This is a genomic window from Paenibacillus phytorum (assembly GCF_013141715.1).
GTDB lineage: Bacteria > Bacillota > Bacilli > Paenibacillales > NBRC-103111 > Paenibacillus_E > Paenibacillus_E phytorum.
In genome coordinates this window covers 1-18,338 of the sequence record NZ_WHOA01000186.1, presented here as the reverse complement: position 1 = coordinate 18,338, position 18,338 = coordinate 1, and the positions used below count along the sequence as shown (strand labels likewise).

The window sequence follows — 18,338 nt, the reverse complement described above, 5'->3', positions numbered from 1 at the left end:
CAGTAAATTCTTAATTTCATAAGTAACATTGGTGAACAGGACAGTAATTCTTGTCGGACAGTCGCAGCGAGCCGGAGCAGGTGGGAACCGGTACGAATGTCAAGAGTGAAGCGGGCCTGGGAAATGGTCTTCCGAAGGTACGATGTAGGGAGATCCGGCATAAGCCGTTATCGTTGGAGTGGTTAAACCAGTGGTTTAGCACTTAGAGTGGTACCGCGGGAATGAACAGCTCTCGTCTCTTATTGTAGAGACGGGGCTTTTTTGCGTTTTCCTGCCAAAAACATTCACAGTTCCGCATTATCCTATTAGGAGGAATATTCCATGATTCAGCAGCTTCTAATGAATGAAATCAAGCTTCATGTAGATGTTTTATTTCAAGAGTACGGAATAGAACAGCCTGCGACTCTGAAAATCTTGACGGAGCACCCAGCTCATCCTGAGCACGGTGATTACAGCACGAATGTAGCTATGCTTTTAGCAAAAATAGTACGAAAAGCTCCTTTGCAAATCGCGCAAGAGCTTCAACAGCGCATAGAAAAGAACGGGTCAGTTCAATGCTTATTTGCCAAAGTGGCTGCGGTGCCGCCGGGGTTTCTGAACTTTTATGTAAATTGGGACACCTGGTCCACTGGTCATTATGATGCTTCCAATGGTCTTGCTGACCAAAGAAACAAAACAAAAATTTTGATCGAGCATACATCAATCAACCCCAATAAAGCTGCTCATGTTGGCCATTTGAGAAATTCCTGCATCGGTGATTCCTTGTCACGCATGCTCTCGCAAGCAGGCTATCAGGTGGAGGTGCATAACTATATTGATGATCTGGGAAATCAATTAGCGGATACCGTAGTAGGCATTCTTCATACTCAAACAGAAGAGACTTTTAATCGATTTGGCGACTTTTGTTGGGAGACCTACGCGAAGGTGAATCAGGCTTACAAAGTGCAGCCGGAGCTTGTAGAGCAGCGTTCTACCGTTCTTCATGCGCTAGAGAGCGGGCATTCCAATCTTGCATGGATGGGTGCTTTAGTAGCGGAAAGGATCGTTCGCGAGCAGTTGGAAGAAATGAAGCAATTCGGTATTAAATACGATGTGCTGGTTTGGGAAAGCAGTATTGTGAGAGCGGGATTTTGGGATACAACCTTCGAGCTGCTGAGCCAAACAGATATGTTTCATAAGGTGACATATGGGAAATTAGCAGGCTGCTGGGTACTGAAGAATCTAGAAGAAGGAGCTGTTTCAGTTGGAGAAAGCACGGATTATCAAGGGGATAAGGTGCTCGTTCGTTCCAATGGTATTTTAACGTATACAGCGAAGGATATAGCCTATCATCTATGGAAATTCGGTGTGCTGTCGAATGATTTTGTATATCAAAAATGGGAGGATGGACTATGGTCCACAGCTTCCCAGGGCAAGAAGAAATTAATAGGGCAAGCGGATGTTGTCATTAATGTCATTGATTATCGTCAGCAATACCCGCAGGAGATGGTTATGCTAGCTTTAGAAGTGTTGGGCTATGAGCAGCAGGCGAGTCAGCTTAAACACGTGAGCTATGGGGTCGTTTCCTTAAGCCCGGAAACTGCTGCAGGACTGGGTATTGATATTTCGGAGGGCAAAAGCTCCTATGCGATGTCTGGGCGCCAAGGGATTGGAATTAAAGTCGCGGACCTACTCGATCGCATGGAGAGAGTCATTGACGCTAAACGCTCAAGAAAAGCGGGGATATCCAGCAGATCGATAGCTGCGGCTGCGATCCGTTATTATTTGCTGAAATATCAGCTGCAAACGGAAGTTATTTTTGACCTGGAGCATGCGACGGAAATTACCGGGAACACGGGCGTTTACTTGCTTTATGCATACTCAAGAGCAAACAGTATTTTGGACAAAGCGAAGAAAGATACTCGTCTGTCACAAATGGAGGCAAAGTTCAATGGGGCTCTTTTGGAAGAACAGGAATACCACCTTTTGAGGCACGCCGCCTATTGGCCCGAAACACTGGAAACTGCCACAAAACAATTGGCACCTAGCATACTCTGCCATTATGCTTTCGAGCTAGCTTCGCTTTTTAACCATTTTTACAGTGTTTGTCCGGTTTTAAAAGGCAGTGAAGAAAGCATCGCCCATCGTCTTTGGATCACGCAAATGTATAAACAAACCATGCATCAGGTACTGGAAGTGCTGGGTATGCCGACGCCAAAACGATTGTAACCGGAAAAACATTCGCATTCATCCTATGTATGCTCTCGCCGAGAGACAACCTGTCACTCTTGCGCATATGCTACTGCAGTATGCAGGGGAAAACGAAAGTAAGAGTAAGACAATCCGCTAGAGCAACGATCGGTCAAGGAGGCAATGCCGTTTCGATTAATGCTTCGGAAGTCGGGGGTGTCCGCATTCGTCCTTAAAAATGCAACATTAGCTTTCTGATCTTGATCAAATGCGGTACAATAGGGATATTCGTGCCAATTTGAATGATTCAGGAGGCTTTAACCACAATGACAGAAAAAGATATTGACACACAAGTTCCAGTAGATAACGAACAAGACCAAGAACGCGAACAGGCCCAAATCATTATGACTTGGTTCCAGCACATTCAAGAAGTAATGAAAGAACAATTTCCCGAATATGAAGTAGATGGACAAATCGGCAATAATCCGACTTATGGTCCAATGTTTGCTTTCACACTTAAAAATGATGAAAAGTCCACATCATGCGGATTTTTCTTGAATGAAATTATGAGAAACTTCCAAACGAATCCGAATGCAGGGCTGTGGTTATCGTCATTCTTCGTAGACTTGCTAAGAAGCCCAGAAAATCATCCACTGCCGAATCCTCCACAATCGGAAGATGATGCCAAAGAGCTGCTGGATAAACATATTGTTCCTTATTGCGCGGCTACCGTGCGAGAAGAATTCCCTGACCAAAAGATCTATGTGGACTTGGAGCTTCATGAGGAGCATGGTCCAGTCCTAGAGGCTGGCTTCGTAGCTGTTGAAGACGGCAATAATACGTGTGCGCTTCCGCTGCAATATTTAATGACGTTATATTTACTGAATCGTGACCCGGCAGAGCCTTTAATTCAAGCGATGTATCGGCTGTATGAAGAAAATAATTTAGGTCAATAAGGTTGAGAAATGAACAGCCAGGAGGGTTTCCTCCTGGCTGTTTGATTTGATTTTAGGGAGCTTATAGCGGAATAGACTTCCTATTAATAGTCTTTTCTGTGTTTGTAACTTGGGAAGTTGTACAACGTACAACATTCCTACAAACGGAGATACTCCTCATAGCTTCTAATAATCGGAAGTGCAGCGATAGAACCAAACTTCACATATTTCATTGCGTGCGACGTATTAAAAAGCACAACGGAATCGCTCGGACGCAGCCATCCGCTGTCGCAGAGGGCGAGCAGACCTGCCCAAGTTGCCGAGCCTTCGGGGGACGCAGAGATGCCCTGCGAGCCTAAGGTGCGAGTGGCCTCGGCAATTTGGCTCTTGGAGAGGGCGATGGCTGTGCCGCCGCTTTGTTCCACAATCGACAGGATGAACGCCAAGTCTGGCGGATTCGGTACGCGCATACCTGTCGGACTAGCTTCTACTCCGGCAGCTTGGGCACTTTCAGCTTGGTTGCAGTTGCATGTTATGCCGTCGACAATTGGCTGGCATCCCTCTTCCTGCACACAAACGAATCTGGGCATGGGACCGTCAATCCAGCGGAGTGCTTTGAGCTCCTGGAAAGCTTTCCACATGCCAATAATACCGGAGCCGCCGCCGGTTGGATAGATGATGACGTCGGGGAATGTCCAACCAAGTTGTTCGGCGAGCTCAAGTCCCATTGTTTTCTTGCCCTCTACACGTCCGGGCTCCTTCAATGTGCCTACGTTTACCCAGCCCTGTTCTTGTTTACCCGCTTCAATAATTGCTGCTGCATCATGAATGAAGCCGTCGACGAGGAAGGTAGCAGCTCCATATAACGGGCATTCGTCCACGATTAATGGCGGGCAATCCAGAGGGATAAAGACAGATGCCTTGATCCCTGCACGCCCCGCATAGGCGGCTAATGCGCCCGCGGCATTTCCATTGGATGGAACGGCCGCTTTCGTCGCTCCCGCTTCCTTGAGCAAGGACACAGCGACGGAGAAGCCCCTCGACTTAAAGCTCCCCGTAGGGTTCTGTTCTTCTCTCTTGATCCATAGCCGTTTAATAGGCAGTTTCTGCTCCCATTCCTGCATGTGCAAGAGTGGCGTCCAGCCTTCGCCTAGGGTGACGATACAATCAGGGTTACTCACTGGAAGCAATTCTTTATATCTCCACATCGATGGGTAGCGTGTTTGTATAGCTTCCTTCGTTAATGTTCTCGCTATGTGCTCCAAGTCGTAATCGACCAATAAAGTACCACCGCAGTCACATTTCATTTCTTGATAGCGGAAAGGGAGCCTTACAGAACATCGTGAGCAATAAAGCCCCAATCGGTTCATCTCCGGGCCTCCTCAAAGTTTTCAAAAGGAAAACTATTATAGTTTTAATTTGAGTTTATTTATTACAAACTCTTATTTAGACTATTACCAAGAAGAGAAGATGGAAACGGCTTGTGTCTTTTGATTTATTTTATTTTTCGAACTTATTTTTCGATTCATTTATTCGGTTTGTTTTTGTGAAATGACTTCATCTTATGGAACATCGACTTATCCTTCAGTTTCAAAAATAGCTCAAGCATAGGAGCAAAATTAACCTCAATAATCCAAACATTTCCCTCTTTGTCAAAAGCCATATCAATCCCCATCGTACGCACCCAAGGATAGAAAGGAGCTAGTTTCTGAGCGGCTTGTAAAGCAACTTTATCGAGCTGTGAGAGGAGGTCGGCAGCTCGCATCGTTTTGAGTGCCGAATTTTTGAGAGCATGCTCCACGGATACGACCTTGCCGCTGCTCATGCGAATATTCGTTACGATAAAGCCCTTTCCGGCCACTTTGGCCAGTTTACCGGTCACTTCCCAAGGTGAATTGAGGCGTCGCTGTACCATCACTCTGAGATCAAAGGGCCGGTCATTCACCGTAGCAAGCGGAATTCGCTGCTGAATGATGTTGTTCTTGCCCGCTTTCTTTTTGATATAGGCGTTTAATTGGGTATGCTCTGTAAAATTTTTCTTCTTAGCGCCATCCTGTATCTCATATGTGGAAGAATCCATCTTTTTGATCCGAATGACACCATTGCCCCCATAGCTCCCAGTCGGTTTAATGATGATCTCACGGTATTTTTTTATCATGCGCCAGAAAGAGCTCTTTCGCAGCCAAGCTGTTTTTGGAAGATGCACACTAAGTTTAGACGATTTCCGCAGCAGCTTATATTTGGTCCATTTGCTTGTGTTTAGTTTAGTCATTGGATTTCGCTTCTTGCTTGAGAATAACAAGATCATGTTCTTCAACCCGGAGCAGTTGATTGCGTTCATCAACGAAAACCACTTGAGGTTTGAGGTTGTTAATTTCTGTTTCATTCATAAGTCCCATACTAAGAATAATAACAAGGTCGCCAGGAGCAAAAAGGTGGGCAGGGGGACCATTCAAACCGATCTTGCCGCAGCCTTCCGGCGCAGGTATCGCGTATGTTTTCCACCGGGTGGCGTTTCGCAGGCTTGTGACTTGAACCATTTCATAGGGTAAAATATTCGCTTTGCGCATCAATAAACCATCTATGGTAATGCTTCCCACGTAATCCAAATCGGCCTCCGTTACCGTCGCACGATGGATCTTCCCTTTACACATTAGTCGCTGCATATGCAGTAGCTCCTTTATCATCACATTGGGTATTCATCACAAAGTATGACTAAGGTCAGTCTCCTGGTGTAGGCTAAAGCCTATTTCCAACGAAAAATAGGTTAATGCCACGTTGAATTATGGCTGTGATATACTAATTAAACGGATATATGTAAAACTTGGGTAGATGGGAGTGAAAAGTTCTGCAGCCTATTCTGGTTATTGAAAATCTACATAAGAAGCACCCAAACGAAGGTCTGACGCCTTTAATGGAGCAAATAAATACGAACGTCTTGCCCAAGGATCGTATTGCGATTCTAGGTCCTTCCGGCCAAGGGAAGAGTACACTGCTTCGGATATTGTCCACCTTAGAAAGCATGGATGGCGGAAACTTATCCTTGCATGGACGACTTGCTGCGAGCTGGGGACCAAGTGAATGGCGAAAGAAGGTCTGCTATGTCCCCCAGCAGCAGGTAATGCTTCCTACTACGGTCGCAGACAACCTAGCTTTGACGAGTAAACTGCATCAGTGTAATTTCGATAAACCATTAGCGCTTAGCTTGATGGAGCAGGTTGGGCTCGGTGACCTGAATTGGGCTCAGAAGGCGGCAGATTTATCTGGAGGACAGAAGCAGCGGGTTCAACTAGTGCGGTCAATGCTGCTAGGAGCGGATATCCTCTTACTTGATGAAGTGACTTCTGCGCTTGATTCACAGAGCAAGCAGGCAGTAGAAGATACCCTGATGAATTGGCTTGAAGAGCGGGGAGGCGGGCTTATTTGGGTGACGCATGAAATGGAGCAAGCCAAAAGGGTAGGCAATCGGTTCTGGTATTTGAATCGTGGATCATTAACTGAATCTGTACCAGAAGAAACAGTTGAATGGACGGATTCATTCTCAGTCGAAGGGGGTATGGATTCAACGTGTCTACCCTAGCGTTAGGCTTTACATTGACCTTCGTCATGATTACGGTGGCCTTATCTAAATGGCAGAAGCTTGGGCTTGAGAAGGACATTGCCATCGGAACAATTCGTGGAGCCTTGCAGTTGTTATTCATTGGGTATGTGCTTCATTTTATTTTTCAAACGGAGCATTGGGGACTTATCTTTATTATCATTGCGATTATGATTGTGATTGCTACACACAATGCGGGCAAACGCGGAGAAGGGTTAAAGGGGATATATTGGAGAATAGCTGCTGCGATTGCTGTAACGGAAACGTTAACAATGTCACTCATGCTTGGTCTACATATTATCAAGCCAACGAGCCAATTCATTATCCCGATTAGCGGTATGACAATTGGTAGTTCTATGATTGTTTGTGGATTGTTTTTGAATCAGATGGACCGTGAGGTGCAATCGTCGCGTGGGGAAATTGAAGCGCTGCTAGCTCTCGGATCTTCGGTTAGACAGGCTATTCAGCAAGCACTGCAGCGCTCCGTGAAGGCCAGCATGATTCCGACAATAGACGGAATGAAAACTGTTGGACTCGTTCAGCTTCCTGGAATGATGACGGGGATGATTATCGCAGGTGCAAATCCTGTGGAGGCTGTTCGTTATCAAATGTTGATTTTGTTTGCTTTCACAGCAGCAGCGGCAATTACAAGTATCATATTGAGCATACTTAGCTATAAATTGTGGTTTACTCGGGAAATGACGTTGAAGTAAAGGAGTGGATATTTCCCGGGGAACCGCACAAAACGACATGATATGAGAACAACAAGAAGCATCCGAGTAAATTAATCGGATGCTTCTTGTATGGGTTACAGGATCTGTGGAAATAAAAACGGAGCCTTAGCTCCGTTTCATCCTATTAATTTAAGACCGCTAATTAATACCAGACTAGCAATAATCGTGCGTAGAATATTGGTCGGTGCCTTGGCAGAGAGCATGCTGCCGATAACGACGCCGGGAATGGAACCGATGAGAAGATTGAGGACAAGTGTATAATTCACATTTCCCATACTTGCGTGCAGAATACCTGCAGTCGTCGCAAGGAAGAAAGCGTGAGCGATGTCAGTTCCTACGAGCTGAGCAGGGATCATACGGAAAAAGTAAAGCATCGCAATGGCATACAGGGAGCCGGATCCAATGGACGTAAGTCCGACAACAAAACCCAGTACAGCACCAATGGTGATGGTTAGTCCTCGTTTCTCCTCCAAAGATTTAAGCTGCCAGCGATTTTCTTTGATCTTGTGACCGAAGAAAACTTTAAACAAGGTAGCAAATGCTACCAGAATCAAGACATAACCAAGAGCATGCTTAATAATGATCTCCTGATTATGAAAGAACGAATTGAATAATTTCAAAAAAATTACGGCTGTGATTACACCTGGAATACTACCCATAGCCAGCATTTTGACCAGCTTGAAATCAATCGTTTTCTGCCGCCAATGCTGAATCGTGCCAAAAAGCTTGGTAATCGAATTATAAAGCAGGTCTGTTCCCACGGCAATTGAAGGATTAACACCAATCAGGATCAAAATGGGGGTTAGCAGCGAAGCTCCACCTACACCAGTCAATCCGACCATAAAACCAACAAATACACCCATAAATAAAACTGTTAAAGTCATGTTGTCATGTCCCCAATCAAATTACCCACTAACCTTATTGGATTAATTTTATTACATAGAAAAGCATTATGTAAAGGGATATTTTTAATTTGCTTTGTTATTTGACTTCATCATTGCTCTGAACATGCTATTCATTCATTCTGGAATCAGTTACAATATGTGGATGTGAAAAAAAGTCAGCATTTAGGAGGGGACATCCATGAGAAATCGAACAACGGTTATGGTGAGTATTGTATTGGCGGTATTAGTGTCGTCTATCGATACCACGATTGCCAATACCACAATGCCGATTATTGTGAAAGAAATTGGTGGCAATGACCTGTACGCATGGGCATTTACCTCTTATATGGTCCTTTCTACTGTATTAGCTCCATTAGCAGGCAGATTATCTGACCTATTTGGGCGGAAACGGATCTATGCAGCAGGTATACTTCTGTTTCTATTCGGATCTGTGCTTTGCGGTTTATCTCAGAGCATGCTGCAGTTGATCCTATTTAGAGCCATTCAAGGGATTGGAGCAGGGGTAATGATGCCTTTTCCAGCTATCATTGCGGGAGATATATATCCGGTGGAACAGCGCGGTAAAGTTCAAGCGTATTTCACAGGGATGTGGGGGTTATCTGCGATATTAGCGCCTCTATTGGGTACGTTTTTCGTGACCTACCTGAGCTGGCGGTGGATTTTTTTCGTTAATATACCGGTATGTATTGTTGCACTTCTTGCCTTGCAGCCGTATAAGGAGGTGTATCAACCGAAGAAAGCAGTGGTCGACTATGGCGGAGCTATTTTGTTTGCCTGTGGTATATCCTTATTGCTGCTTACAACAGCAGTTGAGCATTATAGCTACGTGTATGGCGCGCTAGGGGGCATATTTATGATGGCTTTCTTTTTATATGAGAGAAGACATCCTGCGCCGATCGTTCCGCTAAACCTGCTGCGCAATCGTCCGGTGGCCATTATGATTGCAAGCTCTTTTCTCAGCTGCGCGGCTCTCTTTGGGACATCCAGCTTCATACCTCTCTTCTTGCAAAATCAAGGATACTCGTTGTTTGTCAGCGGTATTGCACTTCTGAGTACATCCATTGGGTGGATGGCCGTAGCTATACCTGGTGGAACATGGGTACTTCGCTATGGATATAAACGGCTTCTAGTCATAGGTAATATGATACTCGTCATTACAGCTGCCTTATTTTATTTCATACACGAGGCTTCTCCATTTTGGTACACGTTTACCGCACTAACAACGCTTGGTCTTGCTTATGGGATAATCTTCACCATTACTACAATCGGTTCACAGCAGCTTGTGGAAGCGCACCAGAAGGGGATTTCCACCTCGCTGCAGCTCTTTGCACGGAATATTGGAACAGCTGTCAGCGTAACCATTATGGGGGCAATCCTAACGAAATCCAGCGTCTTTTATACGGGTATTCACGGCATGTTCGTATTTGGACTTTTGGCAAGCTTACTTTCATTGGCCATGCCGTTTGCTATTCGTTCGGCATCCAATCTGAAAAGCCAGAAGACGGAGTAACCTCCGCATTCTGGCTTTTTTTATATAGCATTTGGACTAGCATTTGCATCAGGGATAACATAACTATTTTCAAATAACTCAGCTGTAAGTGGAACTGAGAATAAGTATCCTTGTATATGTTCACAACCAAATCTTTCTAGAAGAATGAGCTGTTCATGAGTTTCTACACCTACGGCAATGACATTCAAATTTAAACTATGTGACATGGTCATAATCGCTTTAATGATTGAAGATGCAGATATGTTGGAAGAAATGTCTTGAACGATCGATTTATCAATTTTCAAAATATCGACTGGTGATTTATGTAAATAACTTAAAGAAGAATAACCTGTTCCGAAATCATCTACAGAGAGTTTAACTCCCTCGTTCTTTAAAGCAGTAAGCTTTTCCATACAGCTGAGGTTGTTATACAACGATACACTTTCGGTGATTTCGAGTTCTAAATAGTTTGCTTCCAGCTCATTTTGATGCAGAATCTCGAGAATCATTGTCACCAAATCTTCTTGATGAAGCTGGCCAGCCGATATATTGACTGCAATAGGAACAGGCTCCATACCCGCATCTTGCCATTTTTTTATTTGTAAGCAGGCTGTTTGTAGTACCCATTTTCCAATTGAAATAATTAGTCCTGATTCTTCTGCAATAGGAATAAATTCCTTCGGCGAGACGCTTCCTAACTCGTGGCTATCCCACCTTAGTAAAGCTTCTACGCCGATTATTTTGCCTGTAGGAATATGGCATTTGGGTTGGTACATCAGGTAGAGCTCATTATGTTCTATGGCTGTCCGGAGGGATTGTTCACATGCGCTTCTCCTTGAATGAATGACACTCATTTCCTGTTCATAAAATTGATAATGGTTTCCTCCACGTTCTTTGGCCTGATACATCGCATGATCGGCATTTTTCAATAAAACCTCTGGATATTCTCCATCGATAGGATATAAAGAGATACCAATACTTGTGGAAACAAAAACATTTCGTCCGTCGATTTGGAAAGGAGCCTCCAATTGTTGGATGATCTTCTCCGCTTGTACAGCAGCTGACTTCCGATTACCGAATGGGTACAAAATCACAAATTCATCGCCACTTAGTCTAGAGACAATGCTTTGTGCAAACAAGCTTTCAGAGAGCAATGCGGAGAACTTTTGCAAAACGAGATCTCCTAAGGGATGGCCTAAGGTATCATTGATGAGCTTAAATCGATTTACATCAAGGAAGAGTAGAGCTAAGCTCTGATTATGTTGTTTGGCTTTGTTTAACGCATCATGGAAAAGCTGATTGAACTGGTTGCGATTCGGCAAACCTGTCAGAAGATCAAAGTAGGCTAGCTGCTGTATCATTTCCTCGGACTTCTTTTTTTCAGTCAGATCGCGAAGATAAGCTGTATAGACATGCTTTCCTTTATACGGAGTACTCGTAATCGTTATTTCCGCCGGAAATACGCTGCCATCCGATCGAAATGCGTTCAATTCGATTCGCTTCCCGATAATCGTTTCGTCTTTGACCGTGAACAGCAGATTTAAGAAGGTTGTCTCTTGGCCATCTTTTTCAAAAAGAAAATCGATTAATGTAAGCCCTAAAGCTTCTTTGCGTTGGTATCCAAAAAGGGTTTCTGCCGCCGGATTAAACGCAATGATCCTCCCACTTGAATTAAACATCATGATACAATCAATAGCAGATTCTAAGAGGGAAGCTTTGAGTGCTGTTTTGTTAGTAAAGGATATATAAAGAGCAATTATTGAAATAATGAACATTAGCAATATGAGGTAAATAGGATAACTATTAGTTAGGGTATGATGCATGAATCCACCTCATTTCGTATAAATAAAAAAGTCCATCCCGAATGAAAGGATGAACTCCTTGACTCGGTAACCTGTCGTCCATAGCATCCCAATTAGGGATGCCTTAGGTCATGGCTTTGCGTCGCATTGTTTCCAATGGTTTGCTTTTATCGATTCTATATATGTAGTTCAAAAGGCACTAGTTAATGATGTAAAAGACTTATATACCAGTTAATACGCCTCATTATAAATAGTTAAAAATGACGTGTCTATAGCGGTATTTACATATAATTAGCGAATTATGTCGAATTCGACTAAAAATAATTAATAATGCTAATTTCTTAATTTTTCTATAGTTCTAGAGATGGATAGGTGAGGTTCAATGAGTAAATTAGGCCAAGTTCGAGGCATTATTTTTGATATGGATAATACACTGCTGAGGTCTAGCATTAATTTCCAAATGATGAAAAAACATGTGGCGGAATACCTTATCGAAAAAGATCTATTGCCGGTTGGTTTTCCGATTCAAGAGCATACCACATCAACCATGATTGAGCATGTGAAAGCGAATGGGATGCCTGAAGAGTCCTATATAGAAGTGATGAATATGGTTGTTCAACATGAACTAATAGGCATGGAGGGGGCAGGACTGGAATCCCATGTTTCCGAGCTTCTAAATATTTTAAAGACGGGCTATGTCCTGGTTATTGTGACTAATAATTCATACAAGGCCGCAGTACATGCGCTGGAAACGACAGGAATTCATCCATACTTTGATTTGATCATCGGAAGAGAGCAGATGAATGCCATGAAACCATCTCCATCCGGATATTTAGCCGCTAAGCAGCATTTTCCACAAATTCTTGAGAGTGAATGGATATCGATCGGTGACTCGTGGATAGACGGCAGAGCATCCATAGATGCAGGAGTTCCCTTTATCAGCTATGGGCCCAGCGGACATCTGATGGAGGAGAAGGGAATCACCCCTGTAGCGCATGTTGACAGCTTGCTTAAATTGTTAGATTATGTGTAGATAACGAAAAACGAAAGTAGTGAAAAAAGATGTTAATAAATGTGAAATCCCGACTAAACGAAAATGACATACAAGAACTGCTGAGTTACAGCGTTTTCCCCGATCCGGAGTCGTTGCAACCTGTCATTGAGCGTTATGAAAATGATGCTAATCTATGGTTGTTTGGGTATGAATCCGAAGGTATCTTAGTGGGCATCATTGGCTTTGAGCTCAGTGATAATCAGGAGATGACGATCACTCATCTGGCCGTTGAACCGGAGAGCAGAGGGGTAGGCTTTGGACGAGGGATTATTCTTGAAATTATTGAAGATATGCACCCCGTTCGAATCGTGGCAGAAACCGATGAAGAATCGGTCCAATTTTATCGGAATATTGGGTTCGTCATTCGCAGCCTTGGGGAGAAATATCCTGGTGTAGAGCGTTTTCTATGTACATATGAGGTAGAAGAAGCCGAAGAGGATTAGTATCTCATTTACGAATCATAATCTGTACATAGCAAAAATCCCCTAACATTGAGGGGATTTTTTGCTATGTACACTATTTCTGTTTGCGGGAAGCAGCCCAAGCATCCAGTTGCCGCTGTTTCTCCTCAATGACCTTATTCCCGCCAGCAGCTTTCAGTGCTTTCAAAAAGGAGGGAAGGATCAGATCGGGATCGAATTCTCCTGAATTGAGTGCTCCTGCGTACTGTAGGAGGACGTTCCCACTGGCGATCACTTCATTTTTCACTTTGTCGGGGTTAAAAACGAATCCAAGGGCGATAGACTTGTCTGCGGTTTCGTTAAAGATTCGATACTTCTCCCAGAGGTCAGGGTCATCGGTGGCCCAGGTGTAGGAATTCAGCTGGTTGCCGAATATCCAAGGCAGGTTAAGGTTATAGCCAATGGTTTTGGCTGATTCTCCGGGTGGGTAATCGATCACGTTGTCGGCTATTTTGACATAATGCTTGCCTTCGATTCCCCAATCAAGCAGATTCAGCAAGTACTTATCCCTATAAAGCAAATTAAGGAACATCATCGCCCTTTCGGGGTTTTGGGACGTTCTGGGGACAGCGAACATGGCGCTTGTCGTATCTCCGGTTGTCGTATAGGGCTTGGTCAGCTCCACGGTTACCATGGGAAAGCCTGTATTCCTTGATTCCTGCGTATCGAAGCCGGGTTTTATGGACTGCGAGTAAGCGAAAGCTTTGCCAGCTTTAACGGCTTCAAATTCATCTTGTCTTGTAGTGGAGCCGTCCTTATTGATATAACCAGCCTGATACCAGTTGTGCATAATCTTGGCGTCGTGCAGATATGCCGGTGTTTCATATAAGTTAATGACTTTCAATTCCTTGCTAGCACGGTCGATAACACCCGGACCACCGCTGGAATCCAGCATGTCGAACTTTCCATAGCCGTTCAATACGGTGAGGGGAGAACGGTCATATTTGACCTGAAGAGGGACCATGCCAGGTTCTTTTTCCTGGATCGTTTTCCAGATCGGCTCGAAATCTTCGAGTTTACGAATGGTGGAGAGATCGATATTGTATTTATCGACGATATCCTTTCGCATGACGATGCCTTTCGTCGAGGCGAATTCTTTATTGGTCACCACGCCATAAATGCTGCCTTTTACCCGTCCGTTCTCGATGTAGGTAGGATCAAGTGTGTTCGTAATGCCCTGTCCATATTGGTGCAGCAGATCGTCCAAAGGGATGATTTGCTGTTTGGCAATTTCCTGACCGAGGTACAACCATGATGAGGTGAACAGTAAATCAAATTTCTCATTGGAAAGGAACATCAAGTTGGTTTTATCCAACCAGACAGAGAAGTCAATCGGCCGCAATTCAATCGTAGTATTGATTTTCTTTTTCAGATAGACATTCATGGCGTCTTGTACATCCGGCAAATCTTTAGGGACGGGTCCACTAGGGAACACCATAACCATTTGATAAGGCGGGAGTTTCGCTGCTGCTTCATCTTCCTGTTCGCTCGTGGATGAGGGAGATGTCGCTGCAAGAGGCACGGTCTCCGCATTGTCGCATGACAAGAGGAGGGTGGAACAAACAAGGCTCGTGCTCAAAACATGGGCTAACTTGCTGATAAGTTTCAATGCGCATACCCCTCCTAAATTTAATATATCAAATAATGATGAGCTTAAAAAGAAGGAATCAGGTAGCTGGCGTGGAATTGACGGGGAGTAAAGGGGGCAGTGAAACGTTAATGAAAAGAAGTACTCTTCGATCTCAGCTTATTTTAGGCTTTGCTTTGGTAACCGTCCCGCTCGTCATTTTATTAATTTGGAATAATATGTATGCGACGAAGGTCGTGCATTCTCAAGTCGCACAGTCTAATAAAAATATGCTGACTATGTATATGAATCAAATCGATCAGGTACTTGAGGAACTGGATAAATACCTGTATAGAACAGCAAATCAGGATAACGATTTAATATCACTAAGTGCTTTCGACAAGGACAATCCAGAATCCTATTATGCGAAAATTCGTACTTTAAACGCGATGTATCTGAATACGAATTACTATAAAGATGCGGACGTGCTGTTTGCTTACAGCTCCAAATATAACGATTTGTTGGTGGCGCCGCAGCCGTATATGAATAATGAACGGAAGGAATCGATCAAAACTAGACTGGATAAGCTGATGCTGGATTCTGAAAGCCGCAGCACCTTGCAGCGCTCCTGGCAGCTGATCTATCAGGACAATCAATACTCCCTCGTACGGCTTGTTGATACTGGCTATGAATCGTACATCGGCGCTTGGGTGGACATTAATCGGCTCATGATCCCTCTGAATCTGCTCCATCTGGGGGAACGAGGGCAGGCTTTATTTTTATCCAAAGAAGGAACGGTTCTAAATGCACTTAGAGATGTGGAATTCAAGAAGAGTCTTCAATCGATAGATTGGAAGATGGACTTAACGGAAGAAGATCAACCTTTTCAGATTGTGCGGCTGGCCGAAAAGTATTTGCTCGTTGTTCAGCCGTCACATAACGCGGATATTTATTTGTCTGTTATGATACCTGAGCGCAATCTGCTCGAGGGGCTGACCTTTTTCCAAAGAATTAATTACTATGTGTCGGTTTTGGCGCTTGTGATTTTGTCAATTTACTTGTTTTTCCTGGAAAACTTCATTCTTAAGCCGATCGCTCGGTTAATCAAAGGGATGAGGAGAATTTACTCGGGGGACTTGTCCGTAAGGTTCAAAGATGATAGATTGATGGAATTTAAGGTGATCGGTGAGACGTTCAATAACATGGTCACACAGATTGAAGTGCTGAAAATTGATATTTACGAGGAACAAATCCGTACGAAAAAGGCGGAGCTTAAACATCTGCAAGCGCAAATTCACCCGCATTTCTTTATGAATTCCTTGAATATTGTATACAACTTGGCGCAAACGAAAAATTTTGAGCTGATTCAACAAATGGCCATTAATCTGGTAAAATATTTCCGCTTCGCCATTCGGACGCATCTTTCTTCAATTACGTTATTGGAAGAATTGGATCATATCCGAAGCTATCTGGCGGTGCAGCAAGTGCGGTTTCCGGAGCATCTGTCATTCCACATTGACATTGCCCCTGAACTGCAAAGTTATCGCATTCCACCTTCAACGATCCAGCCTCTCGTGGAAAATGCCATGATACACGGCTTCTCGATCAACCAATTCCAATCGTTTCAAATCAGCATTGAGGTGCGGTCCGATCCCGATTCTGAATCACACATTGTTGTTCAGGTTCGTGACAACGGCAAGGGGATACCAGATGAGAAGCTGAGACAACTGCAATCTCATAGTTATTTTGAAGAAGAAGGCAACGAGCATATCGGCTTGTGGAATGTGATGCGCAGATGTAAGCTTTACTACAAATCAAATGTGGATATTGTACTGGAGCGGGCGGAGCCCAGCGGTTCAATCGTTACGTTAAGGCTTCCGCGCCAAAGATCAGATGAATGAGGGGTAAGCATGTACACAGCTTTGTTGGTGGATGATGAGATATTTGCAGTCAAAGGGATGATCTCTGGTGTGAATTGGGATCGATTAGGCATCAGTGAAGTTTACGAAGCTTATCATGCCTCGACCGCTAAGGAAAGACTTCTGCAAACGCATGTTGACGTGATGATTTGCGACATAGAAATGCCCGATGAGACAGGACTGGAGCTGGTCGAGTGGGTCAAAGCGATTAGGCCAGAGGTGGTTGTGTTGTTTTTGACTTGCCATGCCGACTTTGCCTTCGCTCAGAAGGCGATTCACATAGGCAGCTTCGATTATTTGCTGAAGCCGGTTATTTTTAGCGAGCTTGAGCAGGTGTTGCAGAGCGCTCTTGATAGTATTCAGGAGCGAAGGGAGCTGAAAGAGTCGACTGAGCATCTGAAGAAATATCAGTCGATGTGGGAACACAAGAAGACAGCATTGATTGAACGATTTTGGCAGGATATTTTGTGCCAGCGATTGCTGCCGAATAGGGCGACACTTCGATCCGCGTTTGAGGAATATCAGCTACCCATTGAGGTACTTTCCCATGTGACGTTGATCCTGATTAGCGTTGAGGAGTGGGGGAAGCATTTCAGCGCCAGAGATGAAGAAATCATGAGCTTCGCGCTGCGCAACGCTGCGGAAGAGATGATTATTGGGACGAGACATGGTCATGTGGTTGAGGATAACCGAGGCAATATGATCATTATGCTTTACAGAGACAGTATGACTTCGATTCATGATGATGAGCTCAGTGAAGTTTGTACGAGCTATTTGAAGGCGTGCCAGCAATACTTGTATTGCCAGCTCTCTTGTTATATCAGTGAAGTTGCACCGCTTACCGATATTATGAAATCGTATCACACCCTGCTGGAGTGGGAGCATAAGAACGTTGTCCAGCAGAATAGGGTGCTATTATATCGCGATTATCGGAATCATCGTGGCGATGGCATGCTGAGTGTTTCCTTGATGGATTGGGCGGACTGGTTTGAGAAGGGTGATCGGGAAAAGCTGTACGGATTGGTTGAACATCAAATGGTTACATTCAGTGAACAGCAGGTAACGATCGAAACCTTGGAAGCTTTTTATCATGGGTTCCTGCAAGTCGTCTATTATGTTCTTCATCGCAAGGGTCTGTCAGCGCAAATGCTCTATAAGGACGCGGCTATGCCCGACTTATCCATAGTAACGAAATCCATATCTAGCTTAGAGCTGTGGATGAAGCAGATGATCGGGAGCGTAACTGGGCTGTTATTCTCCAAGCGGCCGCCGAATTCAATCGTACAGAAGATTAAAGACTATATCGCAAGCCATCTGGACGTGGATTTTAACCGGGAGGATCTGGCAGATTACGTATTCCTGAATCCGGCCTATATCTCTCGGTTGTTTAAAGCGGAAACGAATCTTTCCCTTTCGGACTACATCTTGCAGCAGCGCATGAACAAAGCCTCCGAGCTGCTGCTGAATACGGATCAACCGGTGAGCCAAATCGCCATAAATCTCGGGTATGGGAATTTTTCGTATTTTGCGAGGATGTTTAAGCGGGTATATGGCGTGACGCCGCAGGAGTATCGGAAGAAATAGGGGAGATGCGACACCATAATTACTACAGTTTAGCCCAAGGTCTGGACTCAGCTACGCCTGAGCCAGACTAGGCTTAGCATGTCTCAGCTGTAGGCCAGGACCATGATGACCCCAACAACCC

General features: G+C 44.3%; 15 protein-coding genes, 1 riboswitch and 1 other annotated feature. Of the genes, 9 read left to right on the top strand and 6 right to left on the bottom strand.

The window, feature by feature from the left end:
• Window positions 1-22 precede the first annotated feature (22 nt).
• Window positions 23-243 (top strand) — a binding site (T-box leader).
• 78 nt (window positions 244-321) lie between these two features.
• Both GC098_RS26495 and GC098_RS26490 read left to right on the top strand, forming a co-directional pair.
• Window positions 322-2,208, top strand: a complete 1,887-nt coding sequence (locus GC098_RS26495; RefSeq protein WP_171646203.1) for an arginine--tRNA ligase — start codon at window positions 322-324, stop codon at window positions 2,206-2,208.
• A 287-nt stretch (window positions 2,209-2,495) separates the two neighbouring features.
• Window positions 2,496-3,125 carry a hypothetical protein gene (locus GC098_RS26490; protein ID WP_171646202.1) on the top strand — a complete coding sequence of 210 codons (630 nt, stop codon included), beginning with the start codon at window positions 2,496-2,498 and terminating at the stop codon, window positions 3,123-3,125.
• Between the two features lie 137 nt (window positions 3,126-3,262).
• Here the strand turns inward: GC098_RS26490 and GC098_RS26485 are convergent, their stop codons facing one another.
• The 3 genes from GC098_RS26485 to panD form a co-directional block, all read right to left on the bottom strand.
• Window positions 3,263-4,474: a threonine synthase gene (locus GC098_RS26485; RefSeq protein ID WP_171646201.1), complete on the bottom strand. Its 1,212-nt coding sequence runs from the start codon at window positions 4,472-4,474 to the stop codon at window positions 3,263-3,265.
• 155 nt (window positions 4,475-4,629) lie between these two features.
• Window positions 4,630-5,376: a YheC/YheD family protein gene (locus GC098_RS26480; protein WP_171646200.1), complete on the bottom strand. Its 747-nt coding sequence runs from the start codon at window positions 5,374-5,376 to the stop codon at window positions 4,630-4,632.
• The gene (gene panD, locus GC098_RS26475; protein WP_171646199.1) at window positions 5,369-5,770 is read right to left on the bottom strand and encodes an aspartate 1-decarboxylase; all 402 of its coding nucleotides are present in this window, start codon (window positions 5,768-5,770) and stop codon (window positions 5,369-5,371) included. Before panD ends, GC098_RS26480 begins: the two co-directional genes overlap by 8 nt.
• A gap of 248 nt (window positions 5,771-6,018) precedes the next feature.
• On the opposite strand from panD, the gene GC098_RS26470 reads away from it, so the two are divergent.
• Window positions 6,019-6,684 (top strand): ABC transporter ATP-binding protein, encoded by a 666-nt coding sequence (locus GC098_RS26470; protein WP_281367132.1) that lies wholly within the window; start codon window positions 6,019-6,021, stop codon window positions 6,682-6,684.
• Window positions 6,672-7,415, top strand: a complete 744-nt coding sequence (locus GC098_RS26465) for an ABC transporter permease (RefSeq protein WP_171646197.1) — start codon at window positions 6,672-6,674, stop codon at window positions 7,413-7,415. The genes GC098_RS26470 and GC098_RS26465 overlap by 13 nt, the downstream gene beginning before the upstream one ends.
• Window positions 7,416-7,552: 137 nt before the next feature.
• On the opposite strand, the gene GC098_RS26460 is transcribed toward GC098_RS26465, so the two are convergent.
• Window positions 7,553-8,320 (bottom strand): sulfite exporter TauE/SafE family protein, encoded by a 768-nt coding sequence (locus GC098_RS26460; RefSeq protein WP_171646196.1) that lies wholly within the window; start codon window positions 8,318-8,320, stop codon window positions 7,553-7,555.
• Window positions 8,321-8,519: 199 nt separating this feature from the next.
• Here GC098_RS26460 and GC098_RS26455 point away from each other — a divergent pair, with 199 nt between their 5' ends.
• Window positions 8,520-9,851 (top strand): MFS transporter, encoded by a 1,332-nt coding sequence (locus GC098_RS26455; RefSeq protein ID WP_171646195.1) that lies wholly within the window; start codon window positions 8,520-8,522, stop codon window positions 9,849-9,851.
• Between the two features lie 20 nt (window positions 9,852-9,871).
• On the opposite strand, the gene GC098_RS26450 is transcribed toward GC098_RS26455, so the two are convergent.
• Window positions 9,872-11,605: a putative bifunctional diguanylate cyclase/phosphodiesterase gene (locus GC098_RS26450; RefSeq protein WP_281367133.1), complete on the bottom strand. Its 1,734-nt coding sequence runs from the start codon at window positions 11,603-11,605 to the stop codon at window positions 9,872-9,874.
• 110 nt (window positions 11,606-11,715) lie between these two features.
• Window positions 11,716-11,808: riboswitch (cyclic di-GMP riboswitch) on the bottom strand.
• A 206-nt stretch (window positions 11,809-12,014) separates the two neighbouring features.
• Here GC098_RS26450 and GC098_RS26445 point away from each other — a divergent pair.
• Together GC098_RS26445 and GC098_RS26440 are read left to right on the top strand one after the other, a co-directional pair.
• Complete coding sequence (locus GC098_RS26445; protein WP_171646193.1) at window positions 12,015-12,665, top strand: HAD family hydrolase; 651 nt, start codon at window positions 12,015-12,017, stop codon at window positions 12,663-12,665.
• A 41-nt stretch (window positions 12,666-12,706) separates the two neighbouring features.
• Window positions 12,707-13,129, top strand: a complete 423-nt coding sequence (locus GC098_RS26440) for a GNAT family N-acetyltransferase (protein ID WP_312880350.1) — start codon at window positions 12,707-12,709, stop codon at window positions 13,127-13,129.
• 73 nt (window positions 13,130-13,202) lie between these two features.
• Here the strand turns inward: GC098_RS26440 and GC098_RS26435 are convergent, their stop codons facing one another.
• Window positions 13,203-14,756 carry an ABC transporter substrate-binding protein gene (locus GC098_RS26435; protein ID WP_171646191.1) on the bottom strand — a complete coding sequence of 518 codons (1,554 nt, stop codon included), beginning with the start codon at window positions 14,754-14,756 and terminating at the stop codon, window positions 13,203-13,205.
• Between the two features lie 110 nt (window positions 14,757-14,866).
• On the opposite strand from GC098_RS26435, the gene GC098_RS26430 reads away from it, so the two are divergent.
• Both GC098_RS26430 and GC098_RS26425 read left to right on the top strand, forming a co-directional pair.
• On the top strand, window positions 14,867-16,615 hold the full coding sequence (locus GC098_RS26430; protein ID WP_171646190.1) for a sensor histidine kinase: 1,749 nt from the start codon (window positions 14,867-14,869) through the stop codon (window positions 16,613-16,615).
• 9 nt (window positions 16,616-16,624) lie between these two features.
• On the top strand, window positions 16,625-18,217 hold the full coding sequence (locus GC098_RS26425; RefSeq protein ID WP_171646189.1) for a response regulator transcription factor: 1,593 nt from the start codon (window positions 16,625-16,627) through the stop codon (window positions 18,215-18,217).
• Window positions 18,218-18,338: the final 121 nt, after the last annotated feature.